The organism is Paenibacillus sp. 01T443, assembly GCF_056398325.1.
On sequence record NZ_JBFTPE010000005.1, the window covers coordinates 681,187 to 700,532 of the forward strand.

At 47.9% G+C, this 19,346-nt stretch carries 17 protein-coding genes; 5 read left to right on the top strand and 12 right to left on the bottom strand.

Annotated features, from left to right (window positions below; genetic code table 11):
* Positions 1 to 468: 468 nt before the first annotated feature.
* A complete protein-coding gene (locus AC1DLI_RS10655) occupies positions 469 to 858 on the bottom strand; it encodes a hypothetical protein (protein ID WP_477602243.1) in 390 nt (129 codons plus the stop codon).
* A gap of 212 nt (positions 859 to 1,070) precedes the next feature.
* Positions 1,071 to 1,370 carry a hypothetical protein gene (locus AC1DLI_RS10660; protein WP_477602245.1) on the bottom strand — a complete coding sequence of 100 codons (300 nt, stop codon included), beginning with the start codon at positions 1,368 to 1,370 and terminating at the stop codon, positions 1,071 to 1,073.
* A 339-nt stretch (positions 1,371 to 1,709) separates the two neighbouring features.
* On the opposite strand from AC1DLI_RS10660, the gene AC1DLI_RS10665 reads away from it, so the two are divergent.
* Together AC1DLI_RS10665 and AC1DLI_RS10670 are read left to right on the top strand one after the other, a co-directional pair.
* Positions 1,710 to 2,576 carry a phosphodiester glycosidase family protein gene (locus AC1DLI_RS10665; protein WP_477602247.1) on the top strand — a complete coding sequence of 289 codons (867 nt, stop codon included), beginning with the start codon at positions 1,710 to 1,712 and terminating at the stop codon, positions 2,574 to 2,576.
* A 37-nt stretch (positions 2,577 to 2,613) separates the two neighbouring features.
* Entirely contained in the window at positions 2,614 to 3,624 is a 1,011-nt protein-coding gene (locus AC1DLI_RS10670) for a GtrA family protein (protein ID WP_477602249.1), read from the top strand.
* A gap of 117 nt (positions 3,625 to 3,741) precedes the next feature.
* Here AC1DLI_RS10670 and AC1DLI_RS10675 read toward each other — a convergent pair whose 3' ends face one another.
* The 8 genes from AC1DLI_RS10675 to AC1DLI_RS10710 form a co-directional block, all read right to left on the bottom strand.
* Entirely contained in the window at positions 3,742 to 4,410 is a 669-nt protein-coding gene (locus AC1DLI_RS10675; protein ID WP_477602251.1) for a polysaccharide deacetylase family protein, read from the bottom strand.
* Positions 4,411 to 5,130: 720 nt separating this feature from the next.
* Positions 5,131 to 5,316: a hypothetical protein gene (locus AC1DLI_RS10680; protein ID WP_477602253.1), complete on the bottom strand. Its 186-nt coding sequence runs from the start codon at positions 5,314 to 5,316 to the stop codon at positions 5,131 to 5,133.
* A 205-nt stretch (positions 5,317 to 5,521) separates the two neighbouring features.
* A complete protein-coding gene (locus tag AC1DLI_RS10685) occupies positions 5,522 to 6,724 on the bottom strand; it encodes a Ger(x)C family spore germination protein (RefSeq protein ID WP_477602255.1) in 1,203 nt (400 codons plus the stop codon).
* Positions 6,721 to 8,196, bottom strand: a complete 1,476-nt coding sequence (locus AC1DLI_RS10690) for a spore germination protein (RefSeq protein ID WP_477602257.1) — start codon at positions 8,194 to 8,196, stop codon at positions 6,721 to 6,723. Before AC1DLI_RS10690 ends, AC1DLI_RS10685 begins: the two co-directional genes overlap by 4 nt.
* Positions 8,193 to 9,290: a GerAB/ArcD/ProY family transporter gene (locus AC1DLI_RS10695; RefSeq protein ID WP_477602259.1), complete on the bottom strand. Its 1,098-nt coding sequence runs from the start codon at positions 9,288 to 9,290 to the stop codon at positions 8,193 to 8,195. Before AC1DLI_RS10695 ends, AC1DLI_RS10690 begins: the two co-directional genes overlap by 4 nt.
* The gene (locus AC1DLI_RS10700) at positions 9,280 to 9,549 is read right to left on the bottom strand and encodes a hypothetical protein (RefSeq protein ID WP_477602261.1); all 270 of its coding nucleotides are present in this window, start codon (positions 9,547 to 9,549) and stop codon (positions 9,280 to 9,282) included. The genes AC1DLI_RS10695 and AC1DLI_RS10700 overlap by 11 nt, the downstream gene beginning before the upstream one ends.
* 134 nt (positions 9,550 to 9,683) lie before the next feature.
* Entirely contained in the window at positions 9,684 to 9,914 is a 231-nt protein-coding gene (locus tag AC1DLI_RS10705) for a DNA-binding protein (protein ID WP_308996179.1), read from the bottom strand.
* Between the two features lie 126 nt (positions 9,915 to 10,040).
* Positions 10,041 to 11,297 (bottom strand): ATP-binding protein, encoded by a 1,257-nt coding sequence (locus AC1DLI_RS10710; protein WP_477602264.1) that lies wholly within the window; start codon positions 11,295 to 11,297, stop codon positions 10,041 to 10,043.
* A 232-nt stretch (positions 11,298 to 11,529) separates the two neighbouring features.
* On the opposite strand from AC1DLI_RS10710, the gene AC1DLI_RS10715 reads away from it, so the two are divergent.
* From AC1DLI_RS10715 to hflX, 3 genes are all read left to right on the top strand, one after another.
* Entirely contained in the window at positions 11,530 to 12,732 is a 1,203-nt protein-coding gene (locus AC1DLI_RS10715; RefSeq protein ID WP_477602266.1) for an SWIM zinc finger family protein, read from the top strand.
* Complete coding sequence (locus tag AC1DLI_RS10720) at positions 12,729 to 15,677, top strand: DEAD/DEAH box helicase (RefSeq protein ID WP_477602268.1); 2,949 nt, start codon at positions 12,729 to 12,731, stop codon at positions 15,675 to 15,677. The genes AC1DLI_RS10715 and AC1DLI_RS10720 overlap by 4 nt, the downstream gene beginning before the upstream one ends.
* A 544-nt stretch (positions 15,678 to 16,221) precedes the next feature.
* Positions 16,222 to 17,487: a GTPase HflX gene (gene hflX, locus AC1DLI_RS10725; RefSeq protein WP_477602270.1), complete on the top strand. Its 1,266-nt coding sequence runs from the start codon at positions 16,222 to 16,224 to the stop codon at positions 17,485 to 17,487.
* Between the two features lie 116 nt (positions 17,488 to 17,603).
* On the opposite strand, the gene AC1DLI_RS10730 is transcribed toward hflX, so the two are convergent.
* On the bottom strand, positions 17,604 to 18,524 hold the full coding sequence (locus tag AC1DLI_RS10730; RefSeq protein WP_477602272.1) for an aldo/keto reductase: 921 nt from the start codon (positions 18,522 to 18,524) through the stop codon (positions 17,604 to 17,606).
* Positions 18,525 to 18,630: 106 nt separating this feature from the next.
* Positions 18,631 to 19,308 carry a peptide-methionine (S)-S-oxide reductase MsrA gene (msrA, locus tag AC1DLI_RS10735; RefSeq protein WP_477602274.1) on the bottom strand — a complete coding sequence of 226 codons (678 nt, stop codon included), beginning with the start codon at positions 19,306 to 19,308 and terminating at the stop codon, positions 18,631 to 18,633.
* Between the last annotated feature and the right edge of the window lie 38 nt (positions 19,309 to 19,346).

Consider the following 19,346-nt stretch of genomic DNA (forward strand, 5'->3'; position numbering starts at 1 on the left):
ACTACATAATTGTATATTTCAACCTTATCATAAATAAATTCTCAAAAACTATATTTGGTCGACCTATTATACATCTTTCTATTGATGTAGTTCGTTCCTGCATGGTAGATAAAAAGCTGTCATCTCTGTAAAATGTGTGTATCTCTCCCCTCTCTGCCACCCTCCATCATGCTATTCCGATATTTAAGTTGAAATCTGTCCACCCTATTTTAAATTATTAGAATTTATAAAGCGCTTTCAGTTCGATATGATTGAACTGTTCCAATCGCCGGACTAGTCGCCGGTAATTATAAAGTCCACCCAGGAGGGGTCCTATGAAAAAAAGGTTGATTACTACATTGGCGCTTATGCTCACATTCGGCTGAAAAATTGAACATCAGGTTCAATTAAATTTCAAAAATCTCAGCCGCTGCCGGGCAGCAGCGGCTAAGGCTTCCGTTCTCCATCCAGGCGGGAGCCCGGATCGTTTTATTTTTTTGTCAGCCTCATGACGAGGAATACCCCTTCAACGATCAAACCTAAGATAAAGCCTGCCGCCACTGCTTCTAAAAAGACAAGGAAGCTGACCAAATCCTCCCAGCCCGTCACATCCCGCGAATAAATGGCCATCAACAGAAGACCTATTACCGTGCCGAGGTTTGAAAGCAGCCAAAGTCTTTTCGCTCCGACCCAGCCCGTAAAGCTGAATAAAAAGGACAGCACAATAGCTAGCACCATAAAGCGAAAAGCGTGCATGCCGGTAAACGGCTGGCCTAGAACAAGAAAACGTATGATCCATAACAAAACGCTGAATAACAATGAGGACGCTCCGGCTAACAGCCACCAGTGGGCGCTTCTTTCTGCGGGAATAAAGCGCATATAAGATAACCCCTCTCTTCTAAAGCCTTCTTGCTTATATAAACGCTTTAAGCGCTTACTTTGTTTCTTTGATTAACGATATAGGGTAAAAGATAGGCGATTCGGAACGACGTCTGTCTTAACATGCTTAAGTGATAGCCGGTTCAATAACACCAAAAGAGAGCACCCGTCGAGGTGCTCTCTTCTTTTTTTTCACATCGGGCATGTGTAATTTACTCTACGCCGTCCTTGAAGTTTTTATTATAGTTTTTATCGCCTTTGTGCTCAAGATCGTTCAGCGTCTTCTCCAGTGTGGCCACAATTTCTTCCTTGACCTGCGTCAGCGTTTCATAGAACAAAGCCTCTTCGGTGCCTACGATTTTGACGCCGCTAATCGCCTGAATGGACTGGAATTTCCTGTGCTGATCAGCAAGATCATCAATCGCCTTAAGCGTATGCTTCGTTTGAAGAAACAAATCTTTGTGATGCTGTTCGGACAGCCTGTCTTCCAGATGTTGCATTCTTGCATTCATGGGCACTATTCCTTTCGTAACCGCATATTTATGAGGCGTTTCCTTACAGCTTCTTCCATCCCATTGTACAATCATTTCCCCGTCAAAAACAAATCGCGCTAAGGTCCGCGTCCTCTCTCGCTTTCCCCGCTTCGCGGCTTTCAGTAAACGTTCAGTCCAGCTTCATATCACCTTAACATTACGATAAGACAATAGCATTATTCGAATGAGCCTTTGCGATACTCCTCGACGCCTACTTATTACTTATTCCCTTTATAGGAGCTGATCAACATTATAAATCTAACGAAAAGAAAAAAAATCTGGCTTGTCCTTACCCTGCTGTTTCTTTTAATCGGCGGTGTGCTGTACTCGCTTGCTGACCGTTATCTCATCGAGCATGTTGAAGTTAAGATTGCCGCTGAGGAAACACCCGTTGCCGACACGAATAATTCCACAGTCGATACCGAACAAGTACAGCAGGATGACTGGAATTACAGCAGCGCGGATACCACTATTCAAATTACGAAAGTAGAAACAGGCTCAGGAAGCGATAAAATCACTTATTACGTCGCGGATGTTCAGCTGGAACAGGCTAGCTTGCTGCAATCCGCTTTTGCTAAAAATGCATTCGGACGAAACATTACGGAAAACACATCGACAATCGCAGAAGCAAACAATGCCATATTTGCCATCAATGGGGACTATTACGGTTTTCGCGACGATGGCGTCATTATTCGTAATGGTACTTTATACCGGGACGAGCCCACACGCGACGCTCTCGCGCTGCTCTCTGACGGCACCATGAAATCGTATAACGAAGAGCAGCTTTCCTCCTCGGATCTGCTCGCTGAAGGCGTGACCCAGACGTATTCGTTTGGCCCCACACTCGTGAAGGACGGAGCCATTGCCGACGATTTCGACAAAGTCGTTATCGACACGAATTTCGGGAATCGCTCCATTCAAGGCTCTAATCCCCGCACAGGCATTGGGATGATTGCCCCTAATCATTACGTATTCGTCGTCGTTGACGGACGCAAAGAAAATTACAGCAAAGGGATGACCCTATCCGAATTTGCTCAGGTATTTCAAGATCTAGGGACAACCGAGGCCTACAACCTCGATGGCGGCGGCTCCTCCACGATGTATTTCATGGGAAGAGTCGTAAACAACCCGCAGGGCAGACAACAGGAACGCGGCGTCAGCGACATCCTTTACATCGCAGAGTAACAAGCTTTTTCAACTTTTACAAAGGAGGCTCACCGCCATGAATATATTAATTCCTTCTTATGAACCGGACGAGCGGCTTCTCTTGCTCATCAAGCAGTTGAGGGATATCGGCTCATTCCCAATCGTCGTTGTCGATGATGGAAGCGGAGAAGCTTACAGCCAGCTGTTTATTACAGCAAGAGAATTAGGCTGCACTGTCATTACCCATAGCGAAAATAAAGGGAAAGGACATGCCTTGAAATCCGGCTTCCGCTATTTTATGCAAAATGGCGTAACCGACGGCATCGTATGCGCTGACAGCGACGGACAGCATCTTCCGCAGGATATTATGAAAATTGCAAGCAGCATAGAGGAGCATAACCATTCTATCGTACTCGGATGCAGACGTTTTACGGGCAAGGTGCCGCTTCGCAGCCGCTTTGGCAATGCTGCCACGAGACTCGTCTATACTTTTGCGACCGGCAAACGCATTTATGATACGCAGACCGGGCTGCGCGGCTATTCCGCCGATATGCTGGACTGGCTGTGCCAAATACCGGGCGAGCGCTTCGAATATGAGATGAACTTGCTGCTGGAAGCGCCCGCGGCAGGCTTCTCCTTTCATGAGGTGCCCATTGATACCGTCTATCTCGATCATAACAAATCATCGCATTTTCGGCCGATTATCGATTCCGCTAGAATCTATGCTCCTTTCCTTAAGTTCAGCATTTCCTCTTTATCATCTGCGGTCATTGACATCCTGCTGCTCGCGCTGATTCATTTCTTTAGCTCAAGCCTCCTGCTCGCTGTCATGGGAGCAAGGCTTACGAGCTCGATCTTCAACTATACAATGAATAAAAGATTCGTATTCGACAGAGGCAAGCCCTCCGCCATCCGCACCTCCATGCCAAAATATTTTGCGCTCGTCATTGTCATTTTTTCATTAAACTATGGTCTCATGCATGTTTTCAATGAACGCTTGGGCGTGCCTTTGCTTATAGCCAAGCTGCTTACGGAAGCCGCGTTATTTGTGTTCAGTTACTGGGCGCAGCGTAAATTCGTATACTGAGCGTATAAGGATAACAATTATACTTTCTTATATTTCAAATAAAAACCGGGCGCCGCCCACCGCGATGATTACATTGCGATGGGCGGCGCCCGGTTTCTTTTTTGGCATAAGATTACACTAGACCGCTGCGGCAGGCTGACTCATTTCCCTCGGAAGCTGAAAGCCAATCCCCTTCGTTAACAGCCTGTCTAGGAGAGCTTTGAACGGTGTGATCGCTATCCAATCGTGGATCAAAATAATCTCATTACCCGCAGGGTTCCGTTCTTGATTCTCCTCGCTAGAGGCTTCCACACCCAAATCAAACGTATCCAGCGTGCATACCAGATGGAGACCCCGCTTCAGATCCGCTTCGTCCTGCGCAGCATAATGAATATTTTCAAAGACGGGCTGCTGATAGCCCAGCTGCTCCAGAACAAACTGAATGCCGGCAAAATGCTCCTGATTTGTCTCGTTCTCCATAAAAGGAAAACGAAAAACCTTAATGGGCCTGACGATATCCGCCCTAGCGTAAAGGTTATCTATAATGCGGTCCGTTTGCTCAATCTGTCCTCGCACGTCCATTAAGGATATTGCCGAGAAGTCTGTATGGTCATAGCCTCGATTTCCGATAACATGGCCCGTTTGGATAGCATATAATGCCTCTTCCGAAAATCTCTCCAGTGCTTCGCCAAGACAAAACCAAATCGCCCGAATGCCTTTTCCGTTCAAATAATTGACTTTTTGCATAAAATCCTCGGCAGGACCTTCATCAATCGTAAGGTACGCCGCTCTTTCCACCGCTAACATAACCAGAAACCTCCGTTTATCTTTTACTGCCAATAATCATCATCTATGTATTATACCTTATATTTAAAATTATGTTCTATCAACAATACTCCCACTCCACCTTCTACAGGCTTCTACAGTAACCATTTTTCACCAACCACATAATTCCACTGCAGAAACTACAATAGAAAGCTCACATTACACACATCCGTACAGGCTACACTGCAGAAAATACAACAGAAACAGCCTCCGATGCGAAAATGAGCCCTAATCCGGGGTTTCTATTGTATAAACTACAACGTAGCTTAAATGACCACCTTTTTTGAGTGTTTACGTTGCACAAACTGCAATGTAGCTTGGTTGCTCGATATTCCTATGCAACTCCGCTATAGAAATCACAATAGCTTGGCTGCCCGATATCCCTATGCAACTCCACTATAGAAATCACAATAGCTTGGTTGCTAACTCTTCCTAAGCAATCACACCGAAGAAACTGTACGCCACATGTGTGCTCGCCCTTGGTGTGGGTTTACGTTGTTAAACTGTACGCAGTCTGTCTGCCGCTCTTCCGATCCATTTACAGCTGCTTGCACAACCGCTAACCCCGCAGTATCCATCTCCTATGACTAGTGGAGGATATACGCACTATCCGAACCGCTTCTTTTTAAAACGGGCGGCCGCCCGAGCAGCGCTATCACTGCTTGAACGGCCGCCCGTTTATATGGTCTTCTCAAGAATTCCTCAAGAAAGCTTTCTTGCGGAGTTCAATTCATTCTCGTTTTGATGCCATTCCTTCAGCATGTTTTGATAGAAGCTGCTCTCCTGCGAGCTTAGCCCTTGCTTGTTTCCCTTAATGATCAAATTCCCAATATTCCGTTTCAAAATAATACTCCGACGTCCTAACATGTCCATGTAAGTCAATGTCATTCACCCTCCAGCTTATGTTTTCCAATCGGTCTATTTAAGTATAACGAATACTAAATCGATTGAAAAACAGCAGCAGGCTGCGCTATTTCGGGTAATTCCGTCTAAGGAGGAGTGAGCGGAAACCACCCCTGCCCGTTCGGAAACATCCTGCCGTATCCTCCATATAACGCCCTTATCATTTCTTGGCAGGTCATTCTTGAGCAGGCTATGGCCCAATTCCCTCGTTTTTAATATGGTTCGTTTTCAATTCGGAGCGGCGAAGCTTAATATTTGCTTTTACGGTTACAGGGGTGTTCGCAAATATTTCATTCCATCTGCCCGCGAGCGGCAAAAATTGTGCATAGTGCTTACGGTACATTTGCTCGCCGAACCCAAACACATCCATCCCAAACTTCTTCTGGATCCGTTTAATTGTTGCCGTCATTTGCTGCTCCAGATATTCGTTGCCGAGCTTCTCCAGCTGCTCGTAGCCCGAAACCTTCGTTATATTAAAGGATTCATCAATGTCCCCAACAAAACCATTCCCCTCCAAGTTAATCCGGATCTTCACCTTTCCCTTATCCATGGAAGCATGAATGTCAGATTTAATATGATTAAGACGAATAGCTACAACGTGCTTATGAACTGGAATAGAGAGCAAAGTTCCCCTAACCTGGTCCCTCGCCATCAACACCATCCTGCTATCCTCCACAGAAATAAAGCCCATCAATTTGTCCTCCGAGAATACACCCGCTCCGGCAATGACTATGGACGCCTTCGGCGTGACCGACTTGATACTGTCCAGCGTATTCGCCTCCTTGAAAGAGCCCTTGAGCGAGATTGAGCCGAGTGTCAGTTCCCTTCCCTCGGCAAGGAGAGCTTGCGATACATCGTACAAACGGGATTCTGGTATTCCTCCCCATGAATCACGGTAGCTTTCCACTTGGGAGATAATTTTCGACGAGGTTCGCGCTCCTCGAGGATAAAGAACCTTCAAGATTTGAGAAGCATGAACACCTTCCGAGATTAGGATTAGCACATCCTCCCGGATGTATCTTGTTCGCTGCAGCGGATCTAAAATATTCTCAAGACCATGACGGGCGAGCCGTTCGTCGACGATTATAACGCCAATGTGTGAGATGAGCATGGATCGATCCATGCTTTCGTTAAAGCGCGTGAAAATTTCAGACAAGGTATTTCCTTCCATTGACTGAACAACAGAGGGCACCGTATCCTTGTTCCCCTCTACTTTGGCAGCGATCATCGTCTCAACGGTTAGACGCAGCAGCTTCCCGTTATTGCCAGGCTCCAAGGCTGCTCCTGTAATCAGAGAAGATTTATTCAACTCCGTACTATCCCAACAGCCGGACAAAGCCAGAGAAAAAGTCCCCAGCAAAAAGCAAAGAACAAGCCTGATCGCTTTATTCACGTTTCCCCCCTCCCTTTTTCCTCATTTGACAAAGGGGTCTGAAAAATCAATAGCGCATCCTTTTGTCGGCCTACACGAAAAGGAACAAACGGAGAAAGGTAAGCAACCCCAAAGGAATGCATTCTGACCAAATGAATCAGCAGAAATACAGCGCCTAATATGACCCCATAGAAACCAAGCAGCGCAGCTAGAAAAATAAAGCCAAATCGGAGAAGCCGAACATTGGCACCAAAGGTGTAGATGGGAGCAACAAACCCTGAAATGGCGGTTAAGGATACTACGATCACGTTGATATTGGAAACAATGCCCGCTTGAACGGCTGCTTCACCTAACACTAAAGCTCCGACAATGGATATCGCCTGGCCAACGACCCGGGGCATCCGAGTGCCAGCCTCACGCAAAATTTCAAACGTGATTTCCATCAATAAAATTTCGATAACTGCTGGAAAGGGGACGCCTTCCCGCTGAGCCATAATGCTTGTTAACAGCACTGTGGGTACCAATTCGGCATGAAAGGTCGTTATCGCTATATAGAGGGAAGGGACAAATAGCGAGAAGAAAAAAGCTAAGTAGCGCAATAAACGCGTAAAGGTGCCAAAAGCAAACCATTGGTAATGATCCTCTGGTGACTTAAAGAAATCGTTCATGACTGCCGGAACAACCAAAACAAACGGACTGCCGTTCACTATAATGGCGGCCTTCGCCTCCATAATCGCAGTGCAAATCGCATCAGGACGCTCGCTGCTGTATACGGTAGGCAGCAAGGAAAAGCGGATCGGTCTAAGCAGCTCAACTAAATTTCCGGAATCAAGCACGCTGGACATGTTGTTCGTTTGCAGTTTTTTTCTGATCTTTCGAAGCACCTCAGTATCTACTGCGCCCTCCAGATAGGCAATATAAACGGGGGTTTGCGATTTATCGCCCACTATGTATTTTTCAAAGCGGAGCTGCTCATTGATCAGACGCCTTCGGATTAAGCTCATATTCGTATCCGCTGATTCCGTAAATCCATCCTTTGGCCCTCTTACAACCGTTTGAGTGGTCGGTTCGGCGACGGATCTGGTATCCAGCTTCTTCACGTCCAGCATGAGCATGAAGGCAGCTCCGTCTAACGCTAGTCCCGCATGACCGGTGGTCAGCTTTTGCGGGATCTCCTTTAAATTGTTTATAAAAACGGCAGACAGCCCTCCGTAATACTTCTCTCTCATATTTTCCAACATTGCAGCGCTGCTAAGCTCCGGGCCCATATTACTATGGGATGCCGGTCTTACGATGTTGTCCATAATAAAGGGGACGCTCGTCATCGTCTCCAAATAGCAGAGCAGCCCAACAGTTTCGCCAACCCGAATCGGCACTACCGCGAGATCCTCCGTATGGCCGAATACTTGCGTCAAATAGGATCGTACATGTTCAAGCGACTGGATAGACAAGTTTTTTGAATCACTCTGTAAAGAATTATTTGTTAGGTTCACCCGCTATCGCCTCTCTTTCGCTTGGTACGAATCCAAATCAATAAACCCGTCATAAGAGGAATGACAAATTGAAACGGAATATGCAGGCAGCGGATAGCCACATGAAGCCCTTCTTCCGTGTGCTCGGCAAAGTTGTGCGTAACCATTAACGACATGGCCCCAATCAACAAGGCCAGAGGGTAGATATAGGTTTTACTTGCCTTTCCGAAGATAACCCAAATCCCTTTGCTTCCTGCATATAAAAAAACAGCACATTTCAGAAAAACGACAACAATGATGATCAGCGCGACAAAAGCGTCCATTCGGTTTATAAAATCCGAAACATTAATGAGCCTTGCTGCATCCAGCAAGGGAAACGTGGAGTACTTCTCATATTCCATTCCCATCGCCCATATCTGAAGCAGGTCGGAGAAGCACAAAATAACGCCTCCGGATATAATCGCTATTACTCCCGCTTTGCGAAAAGGACGCTTTCCCGCCACATGCGGGTACATCACTAGACAAATGACCAATTCTCCATAAGGAACCCACAATGAGCTTGTAAAGCTCGTTTTGATCACGGGAGCAAAGCCTTTCGACAAAAAGGGAAGCATTCTTCCCAGCTCAAGCGACCCGCTCATAAGCAAAAGCACAGCTATGCAAATAAAAAAGAAAAGTAACAGCCCGATGATGGCCTCCGATAATCGTCCTAATGTCTGTGCACCGCCATATGCCGCATAGGCGATAATCAACACAAACAGGATAACAACGACCTCCTGCGGGGTAGTACGCAACAGGGTCGTCATAACCAGCTCCAGCATATCCCGAATGTTACGGGCCGCAGTATAAAGAAAATAAACGGTGTAACATAGCACGAGTGATTTTCCGATCACATTTCCCCATGCGTTGACGAGCAGAGCATACAAGCCTCTCTGCGATTCAGAGGAAACTAAGACCGAATAGAATAGAAACAACAGGATTGCTGGAAGGATCGTAATGAGGGGTGCCAGCCATACATCCGGCACCACCTTTGGTGTCCCAAAGATAATAGACGTCCCTAATAGTATAACCATCATGAGGCTATAGATTTGAAACCCAGTCATTTTATTCGTCATCGCTTGTTCCTACTGCTGAGCGTTCACCGCTTGCGAGCCGTGGCCTTTTACGTACCCGAGCTCGTTTTAGCCCTCGTAAATCTCGAAATAATGCCACAATAAAGGCTGCTGCAATCATGAGATAGGCTGGCCAACCAACATCATTCAGCGACTGCTTGCTGAGAGCAGCTCCAAAATTTCCTTTAAATACATCCATATCCAAAAGAGCAATAAGCAGCGATGCCAAAATAGAAACTGCTAAAACGCCTATAGTCGTCATTTTGAACAGCTCCATTTCGAATTCATTTATTTTCCTTTATACTTTTCACGTTTACAGCTGGAAATATGTAAGGAATACGTTTTTAGACAACAAAAAACCACAACCCTCTTCAGGGCTGTGGTTTATCGTAAAGATTAAGCTTTACCTAAGATCTCATCTATTTCGCTTTTCAGTAATAGATATCTGTGGACGCTGCGATTAATCGCAACCTTAGTCAGGTTATGCTTTAGCACATATACCTTCATCTGGTCCTTTGTTAGGCCTAAAAGATCGCCGGCTTCGGTAACCGTTAATACCTCCTGCTTACTCGTCGCATTAAACGTCTTCTTCACCTTTTGATCCCAGTCTTCAAATACTACCTGCATATTTCCGACTCCTTTATCATAGTCAATGATCGTTATTGACTGCACGACTTAATTATAACACGAACAGCTGTATAATCTTAACCTGACAAAAAATTTAAGGGAAATAAATTAATAAATGACGAATGTTCAGTTCGCCTTCGGGAAAATAAGATTAAACTCCGTTCCCTCCCCAAGCTCACTCTTGATCGTTATTTTGCCATTCATCTTCTTGATAATGCCGAAAGAAACCATCGTTCCAAGGCCTGTCCCTTTCTCCTTCGTGGAATAATATGGCGTACCCAGCCTCTTCATTTGCTCGGTAGACATGCCGCTGCCGTTATCACTCAAGATCACCCACGCATGATTATCGCGAATAATCGTCTTAAGTTCTAGCAGGCCTCCATTTTGCATCGCTTCAATGGCATTTTTGCCGATGTTGATTAATGCCTGGCGAAATTTGTATCGGTCTCCTTGAATATGAAAAACCTGTTCTTCCTCCGTCATGACCTGGATTTGAATATTATTGTAATTCGCATAAGTCATAAGCACGTTCGCTAAATAATGCATTTCCTGATGGATATCAATCGCTTCAACGATCTCAGGATCGGGCTTGGCGAGCGAGAGGTAATCCGCAATGATCGACTCCGCACGATCTAATTCCTCAAAGCAAACTTTTTGGTAAAGTATCCTCTTGTCCTTATCGAGATCAGCCGTAGCAAATAGTTGAATAAAGCCTTTTAAGGTTGTAAGCGGATTTCGTATTTCATGCGCTACGGAAGCCGCCATATCACCGACGATTTTCATTTTCTCGCTTCTTACGATCTCCTCTTGCATCATAAAGAACCGATGCTGCATTTCGATTACATACACGGATACACCAACAATGAACCCTTGTAAAACATAAGTTTGCACAGTGGCCCATGGTTTATACATGAGAAGTTCCAATAACCCCGTAATGGACAGGTAGATGCCAAAGGTCACCATTTTAATGAGCGTGCAATAAATAATAGCTACGGCTATTTTTCGCGATAAGCTTAACGAGCTATAGCTTTTGTGAAAAAAGACGAAGACTGCAAAACTTGGCAAAATCGATAGAACATATAACAAATCATTTGGACTGTCTTGAAAAAAACGGCACAGAAGAAGAGTGGCATACAGGAAAATAGAAACCTGGATACCACCAAAAAGGGAGCCAATCGCCAAAGGAATCGACCGGAAATCATAGAGTAAGCCATTTATGTTGATCGGAAACGACATCGTCGTTATGATAGCGAGCGAGAAGGGGATAGCTAAACACAAGCGATACAAAAGCGTGTTGTTCTTGGCTTTGTAGATATAGGGGTACAGAGCTAACGGAGAACAAATAATGAAAATATTCAGCAGTAAATCCTTTAAATATTCCATCCTGTCTGCCCCCAACGATTGGATATAATGCTGTGTAAACTGTAATATCATACGAGCTGCATATCCCCATTAATATATCATAATTAAGAAGATAAAAGACATAAAAACAATTGCTATATCATCTAGCTGCTTCCACAGAAATGCAATGAAAACAACGGAGCGAAGCCCTCGATAAATGATATAATAAGCTGATTCGAAAATAGACCATATTCGTACGGGAGACTTCTTCTTGATGAAATCAATAGAAACCATGAATATCGCGGAGTGGCATGCCCTTTTTGGCTCGCGCACCGCATTCTTGTCCGATCATATCCGAAACTCAGCTTTCGTACAGGCCGCTCTTGCAGCCATTCATCAAATAAAACCAGAGCTTTCGCCTGAGCGCGGCCGCTTGTTCGAGCTGCATGCGCATCTTCATCTCTTATTGCTGCTGCTCAATCTTTCGCCAAATCAAGCACTGCGGCCAGGCGCTTTTATCGGTTTTCACACGCATACCGCGATTTCCGAGGTTCAGCTGAAGATCACGAGTATTTTGCAAAATAAACCTGAAGCAGAGGGCCAGACGGACTACCGGCAGCTCATCAGCGAGACGCTTTCCTTTTTACGCTGGCAAATGCTGATAGAGGCGGGAGACAGAGCGTATTTTTCCGAAGCCTATTTTTGGCTTTGGCACAGCTGGATTGTTCCTAGTCAACAGGATACACGTTTATATTTGGAGGAGCTTCAGCACCTGCAAGCTGCGCCTAATCAGCTCGGCTCCTCGCTTTCCCGCTACCCTTGGCTGCTTGCCCAAGCTTGGATGAGCTTCTTTCTGAACCTTGATCAAGAAGCCCGTGCGGGGCTCACCGAAATAAACAGCCGCTTTGGGCTTCGCTCCGGCGATCTCTTCCCGATCTTTTTCGCGATGACTGAGGCAGAGCAGTGGCAGCGTCTATCGGAATGGCTTGCAGAAACGACGCCGCTAATGGAACGGCAGAAGCCGAACAGCCTAGAATTATTTTATGACTATTGGGACAGGGTCATTGCACATATCCCCCAAGCAGAGCAGCGAATGTGGGAGCCTCTTTTCCAGCTGTCCCCCTCCATTTACGAGAAAAAACTGCTCATTCATGGCAAATGGCAGCAATGGATGGATTATCAGCTCAGCACGGGCACCAATCCTTTCGATTATCGCGTCAGCGTTTTTGCGCCCATTGAGAAACATGCGCCTGAGCTGCTGCTTCCTTTCTACCATCAGGCGGCCGAATCCTATGTGCTGCTCAAAAATAGAGACGGCTACAAATCAGCGGTGAAGCTGCTGAAACGGCTCGCTAAGCTGTATAAAAAAAGAAAGGACGAGGAACGTTGGGATGCGTTTATAGCTGCCTTCTTTTCACGCCATAGCCGGCTTCGCGCACTGCACGAGGAACTTCGGAGAGGAAAGTTAATCCCATGAGCAAGCATATAAAATCCTTCACGGTACATGTTACTTTAACGACGCATGGCGACGCCCTGCTATACGGGGTTAACAGCACGGACGATTACTTAAGCGGCATCAGCTTAAAGCATAGCTTATTCGCCTGGCATGAGGCTTCCTTCTACGGGACAGAACTGGAAATCCAGCAGGTGCAGGGATTGGAGCTGGTGCTGCTTCCCGCCGAGCAGGTCATTCCGTTTTTTGCCGAAAAAAAAGTGCTTGAGCATATTTCATGGCTTTGGGAAGAGCAAGCCGGACTGCTGGTTAAGCTGGCTCCCCTGCTTGCAACTGAAATAGAAGCTAAGCATTATATGCCAAGCTTCTCTGCCTTCCGGGCCGGCAAGCTGCAATGGACATGGGATAACCCCCAGCTGCATAAGCAAATTCAAGCTGAGCTTACCGCTTTAGACGCGGATACCGGCTTCCTAAACGGCCTGCAATCCGCCTTCTCAGCTGCCGTGTTCGATGTCTATTATGGAACGGAAGAAACGTCTGCCGATTTGCGGAGGGAATATCCGCTCCTATTTACGAAGGAGCACGCAACGGCTGCAGGCATGGACGCACAGGCCTGGCTGATCGCAACTGGATGGAAGGCCGACCAGGCCCCCTTCCGTCCAATGCTGCAGCTGGTGGAGCCTGCGGAGATGGATGAATCCTGGCAGCTTAAGCTTATTTTGCAGGACAAGCTTGAACAGGCAGTGCTAACGACTGTGAGATTGACGGAGTCAGGCGAAGCGTTAGGCTCTTGGCCCGCTTCTTGGTCTGCTCCCGTCCGTGAGCGGTCAACCGGCTGGCTGGATCGCCTGCGCGCTTGCTTATCGCCGGAGCGATTCGCCGGCCCACGCGAGGATGTTTTAGACGCCCCCTTGGGCAATGATGCGGCATGGCGCTTCCTAGCCGTAGACAGCCCCCGCTTATTAGACGCAGGCTGGCAGGTACTGCTTCCCGCATGGTGGGAAACGGCCAGCCGCAAGAAGCCTAAGCTGCGCGCCAAGGTCAGCTCGCGTGCGGAGAGCTCCGGCGAATCGTTGTTCGGATTGGATACGCTGATCGACTTTGATTGGCGAATCGCGATCGGCGAGACCGATCTTACCGAATCTGAGTTCAATGAACTCGTGGCCCGCAATGAGCGGCTGGTCCGCTTCCGAGGCCAGTGGATTTCGCTCGATCCCGCCTTACTAGCTCAAATTCGCAAAGCAATGTCAGGCATTGACCGCTCTCAGGGTCTCTCCTTTCAAGATGTACTTCAGCTCCACCTGCTCGGAAGCGGAGATAGCCCGGAAGATGAACAGGCCGAGCAGGAAGCTGAACAAGCACAGCGCATTCAGCTGGAGGTCGAGCTGAACGAGCATCTGATGAAGCTCGTCAGCCAGCTCAGCCAGCGGTCGGAATGGCCGCTCCTTCCTGTGCCGGGAAGTCTAAAAGCCGAGCTTCGCAACTATCAGCATGAAGGCTATGCTTGGTTGTCCTTCCTAAGACGCTTCGGGCTTGGCGCCTGTCTGGCCGATGATATGGGGCTCGGCAAAACCGTCCAGCTGATCGCTTATTTATTGAACCTGAAAGAGAGCTCCGCAAATACGGAGGACCGATCTGCCGCGCTCATCATTTGCCCAACCTCGGTTCTTGGCAACTGGCAGAAAGAGATCAGCCGGTTTGCGCCGTCGCTTAGCGTCATGCTTCATTACGGCAGCAAGCGTTTGGAAGGCGAAACCTTTCATGCAGCAGTCAAACAGGCAGACGTCATTCTGACCTCGTTCGCAACAGCGACGCTGGATCAGGAGCTGCTGCAGGATTTCACCTGGGCAGCGATCTGCTTGGATGAAGCCCAGAATATTAAGAACGCGCAAACCAAGCAATCCGCAGCGGTGCGCAGCTTCACGGCCAAGCACCGTATTGCCTTAACCGGAACGCCTATCGAGAACCGATTGTCGGAGCTTTGGTCCATTTACGATTTTATGAATCCCGGATTCCTCGGAACGGCCCATGGCTTCCAGCACAGATTCAGCAATCCGATCGAGAAAGAGCAGGATAAGAAGCGCACGGCTGATTTGCAAAAGCTGGTGAAGCCGTTTATGCTCCGCCGCAAGAAGAAAGATCCGGCGATCCAGCTCGACTTGCCGGATAAGAACGAAATGAAAACCTACATCCATCTGACTGCCGAGCAGGGTGCGCTCTATAATCAAACCGTCAACCAGCTCATGGATCGTATGCAAAAGCTCGAAGGCATCGAACGCAAAGGCGCCATCTTGTCCGCTATTATGCAGCTTAAGCAAATTTGCGATCATCCGATGTTACTGTCGAAGGAGCCGATTCCTGGCATGGCAACCGCGGATGGCGAACCTTTGGATACAGAGCCGCTCATTAACCGGTCCGCTAAGCTGGAGCGTCTGCTCGCGATGGTGAAGGAGCTGCGCGACGAAGGCGAGCGCTGCCTGATTTTCACGCAGTATATCGGCATGGGGCAGCTGCTTCAGTCTGTGCTGCAGCAGGAGCTTCAGGAGCCTGTCCTCTACTTGAACGGCAGTACCTCCAAGCTGGCGCGCGACCGCATGATCGATAAATTTCAATCGAATGAGCTGCCTCCTGAAGAGCAGCCTAATGTGTTTATTTTGTCGATCAAAGCCGGCGGGGTCGGCTTGAATTTGACCGCGGCTAATCATGTCTTTCATTTTGACCGCTGGTGGAACCCCGCTGTTGAGAACCAAGCAACGGACCGCGCGTACCGAATGGGGCAGACCCGCGACGTGCAGGTGCATAAATTCATTTCGCTTGGCACGTTGGAGGAGCGTATCGATGAGATGCTAGAAAATAAGCAGCAGCTTAGTGAAAATGTGATTTCCAGCTCGGAAGGCTGGATCACGGAGCTTTCCACGGAAGCGCTGAAGGAGCTTTTTACCCTGCGGCATGACTTTAGCCAATCCTAAGCTTTGACATTTTTGCGACTTGCCGGAAGAAGCGATGTTGTGCTACACTGGTGCTAATTTAGAGGAACGGAGGGTTACGTGTGATAGACTTTATCCGAGTTAGGTCTTTGCGCAGCTGCTAATTGAATAGCGCCAAAGCTCTGCCTGTGTGCAGAGGACTCAGGATAGGTCTGCCATTTTGAAGGTAACCCATAATTGAACGAATACGGCGACAGGGTTAGAATGAACCCTTCTCGCGTATTCACCTTTAGAACGGAAGCTCCATAAGTGCATAGGAACGGATATATTGCAGCTATTATGTCGGATGGGCTTTGTCTCATCTCTTCATGACGGCTCCGCTTTCTTTGCCTTAGGAAGACCATCAATCCATCAAGCGTAAACGGCTGCCGCCATCCATTGGCGGCAAAAGCTCGTCTCGCGGTGAATATAAGGAGCTTTGTTCCTTATGGATTTTTCTGATATCCTCTTACCTATTACGGTAAACACAGGCAGCGCTGCCTGTGTTTTTTTGTTTTTATAAATAACCTTTAGAGGATGATGAATAATGGAACAACCGAAGCAAAAAGCGGTCATCGTAGGTGTTCAGCTTCAAAATCAAACCGACTTTGCGTACTCCATGGAGGAGCTTCGCAACCTTGCAGCCGCCTGCTATATCGAGGTGGCAGATGAGCTGAGTCAAAAGGCTTCACGGATAAACCCTTCCCATTACATCGGGACCGGGAAAATTCAAGAGCTGCTCGCGCTGCTCGAAGCGCATGACGCGCAGGTCGTTATTTTCAACGATGAGCTGTCTCCCTCCCAAATTCGAAATTTGGAGGCCGCATTAGAACGAACGGTCATTGACCGGACGATTCTGATCTTGGATATCTTCGCGGAACGCGCCAAAACAAGAGAAGCCCAGCTGCAGGTCGAAGTCGCTCGGCTCCAATATATGCTGCCCCGGCTCGTCGGCCTGCGCGCATCATTAGGCAGGCAGGGCGGCGGTGCCGGCCTCAAGAACAGAGGCGCCGGCGAGACAAAGCTCGAGCTCGATCGGAGACGGATTGAGGAAAGAATAACCGCCTTGCAAGCCGAGCTGGATAAGCTTGTGGCGAGGCGCCAAATTCAGCGAAAACAGCGTCAAAAGAATGAGGTCCCCGTCGTCTGTCTAGTAGGCTATACCAACACGGGGAAGTCCAGCTTGATGAACGCTTTGCTCGAGAAATACAATCCCGAGACGACAAAGCAGGTGTTTGCGCAGGATATGCTGTTTGCGACGCTGGAGACGTCGGTTAGAAGCATTGATCTGCCCGACAAAAAATCATTTTTGCTGACAGATACCGTCGGCTTCGTAAGCCAGCTACCCCATCATCTCGTGAAAGCCTTTCGTTCCACCTTGGAGGAAGTAACCGAGGCTGATTTGCTGGTTCATGTCGTCGATTACTCCCATGAAGAGTATGAGCAGCTCGTATCTGTGACGAATGATACCCTGAAGGAGCTGCGCGCTTATGATATTCCTACGATCTACGCTTACAATAAATGCGATTTGACGGAGCATCCCTATCCTGCAGTGACGGGCGACGATGTCTACCTGTCAGCGAGAAATAGAAGCGGATTGGATGAGCTGATCCAGGTCATACGCGATCATATCTTCGATGATTATATGAAATGCGAGCTGCTGATTCCATTTAGCCAAGGGCGCCTTGTCGCCTACTTCAATGAGCATGCTCATGTTGAAGCGACGGAATATGAACCGGAGGGCACGCGAATGAAGCTGGAATGCCGCGTGTCTGATTTTGAGAAATACCGCGAGGATGTAACCGTGCTGTAGCTCGGTAAAATGCCGAAAAGATGCATCAGCACAAGCATAAACGGCAGCTTGGGACTTGTAATTACAGTCCTAGGCTGCCGTTTTTTATTACATGTTATTTTCTCCGACTTGCTGCCTTACCGGGTTATGTCCTGCGGATGAGGCTCCGTAACCAGCTCCGCCGCTTTTGCATTTGCTTCAACCTGTTCGGGATCCTTGCAGCCGGGAATGACTGCCGTTACCGCAGGATGCTTCAAGCACCACGCCAGCGCCCAGCTAGCCATCGTTACCCCTTGCGGGACCTCCTCGCGCTGAATATGCTCCACCTCCAGCAGTCTAAGCCGCGTGATTTCCTTATCATGCCGATGGCGCACATCGTTATCGCTAAAGACAGCTCCCGGCTTATATTTTCCGCTTAGGTAGCCGCTCGCCAAAGGAACACGTGCCAGTACGCCCAGATCCTGCTGCTGACAAGAAGGGAACACCCGCTCCTCCGGCGCGCGATCGAGCCGATTATAGACAACCTGAATGGCACACGAATTTACCTTCGATGATGCTTCGGTTTGATGAAGATTGTCATTACTGCCGATTGAGGTGCCTAGAAAACGGATTTTGCCCGCTGCGATTTGCTTATCCAGTGTAGTCCAAAGCTCATCGTTGTCAAATGCTTGATCCGGGCCCGAATGGAATTGATAAAGATCGATGTAATCTGTCTTCAGTGCTTTCAGCGAAGCATCGAGCTGCGCCACAACGCCTTGAGCGTCGAATACATCGGTACGCGTGAAGCGTTCGTGGAAATGATGGCCGAACTTCGTCGCAATGATCCAATCTTCACGGTTGCGGCGGCTGATATAATCTCCGATGAGGGACTCCGAGAGATGATCGCCGTAGCATTCCGCAGTATCGATCAGATTAATGCCGAGCTCTTGGCCCTTGTCGAGAACCGCATCCGCTTCCTCCTGCGTATACTCTCTTCCCCACTCGCCTCCAAATTGCCAGGTTCCAAGACCGATTACCGATACATTCAGCTCCGTGCTTCCAAGTCTCCGATATTTCATGATCAACACTCCTTCCAATTGCGTTATCGCTTGTCTACTTCATTTTACCTTTTGAAGCCATAAATAGGAAATAGCCCGTCAGTCCTTTTGCACTCCGCTCGTATATTTACCACCGTATTTTCTTGATCAGGTCGATCAAGAACTGCTTATTGTTTTGTTCGATTGGCCATTGAGACACTTCCTGAGAAATACGCTCCAAATTCGTATAACCCTTCGCCAATCCGTTCAAACGCGCGGCCAGAGTGGAGTTCCGTAAATCCGGTTCCGTCTGGTATAGGGTGCTTAGCTTTTCAATCGCATCGGGAAACCTCTTGAGATAATATTTTTGATGCTTATCCTCGGCAAGAGTGAAGGGAGCGGAAGGGACAATTTCAGTCGCTGGCTCGCCCTTCCCTTGCTCCTTCCGTTTTTTCAGAACATGCTGTATCGTATCTTTTTGCCGCTCATCGGAATAGAACAACAGCGACTTGTACTGCTGTCCTTTATAATCATTGATATTAAACGGGTTATGGCTGTTCCAAAACATGTCCAAAACTTCTTCAAAGGTAATGCGGCCCGGGTTAAATACAAGTTGGACCGTTTCCGTATGATCGCCCATTTGCCGGTAGGTCGGATTGGGAGCTGTGCCGCCCGCATAACCGACGCATGTTTTGATGACGCCGGGCAAATGGCCGAATAAGGCCTCCGGACCCCAAAAACACCCCATGCCAAACGTGGCAAGCTGAAGCTCTCCTTCGGAATAAGACGGTTCAATCGAGGTGGCTTGATTGACTTGAAGGTCCACCTTGACGCCTCCCTTCTAAATATAGGAATAATTGTACT

What these genes read in the sequence shown, in the direction of transcription:
- AC1DLI_RS10655 (WP_477602243.1), bottom strand. Translation starts at nt 858, where the DNA reads ATGCGCTTTATTCCCGCAGAAAGAAGCGCCCACTGGTGGCTGTTAGCC.
- AC1DLI_RS10660 (WP_477602245.1), bottom strand. Translation starts at nt 1,370, where the DNA reads ATGAATGCAAGAATGCAACATCTGGAAGACAGGCTGTCCGAACAGCAT.
- AC1DLI_RS10670 (WP_477602249.1), top strand. Translation starts at nt 2,614, where the DNA reads ATGAATATATTAATTCCTTCTTATGAACCGGACGAGCGGCTTCTCTTG.
- AC1DLI_RS10675 (WP_477602251.1), bottom strand. Translation starts at nt 4,410, where the DNA reads ATGTTAGCGGTGGAAAGAGCGGCGTACCTTACGATTGATGAAGGTCCT.
- AC1DLI_RS10680 (WP_477602253.1), bottom strand. Translation starts at nt 5,316, where the DNA reads ATGACATTGACTTACATGGACATGTTAGGACGTCGGAGTATTATTTTG.
- AC1DLI_RS10695 (WP_477602259.1), bottom strand. Translation starts at nt 9,290, where the DNA reads ATGACGAATAAAATGACTGGGTTTCAAATCTATAGCCTCATGATGGTT.
- AC1DLI_RS10700 (WP_477602261.1), bottom strand. Translation starts at nt 9,549, where the DNA reads ATGACGACTATAGGCGTTTTAGCAGTTTCTATTTTGGCATCGCTGCTT.
- AC1DLI_RS10705 (WP_308996179.1), bottom strand. Translation starts at nt 9,914, where the DNA reads ATGCAGGTAGTATTTGAAGACTGGGATCAAAAGGTGAAGAAGACGTTT.
- AC1DLI_RS10710 (WP_477602264.1), bottom strand. Translation starts at nt 11,297, where the DNA reads ATGGAATATTTAAAGGATTTACTGCTGAATATTTTCATTATTTGTTCT.
- AC1DLI_RS10715 (WP_477602266.1), top strand. Translation starts at nt 11,530, where the DNA reads ATGAAATCAATAGAAACCATGAATATCGCGGAGTGGCATGCCCTTTTT.
- AC1DLI_RS10720 (WP_477602268.1), top strand. Translation starts at nt 12,729, where the DNA reads ATGAGCAAGCATATAAAATCCTTCACGGTACATGTTACTTTAACGACG.
- hflX (WP_477602270.1), top strand. Translation starts at nt 16,222, where the DNA reads ATGGAACAACCGAAGCAAAAAGCGGTCATCGTAGGTGTTCAGCTTCAA.
- AC1DLI_RS10730 (WP_477602272.1), bottom strand. Translation starts at nt 18,524, where the DNA reads ATGAAATATCGGAGACTTGGAAGCACGGAGCTGAATGTATCGGTAATC.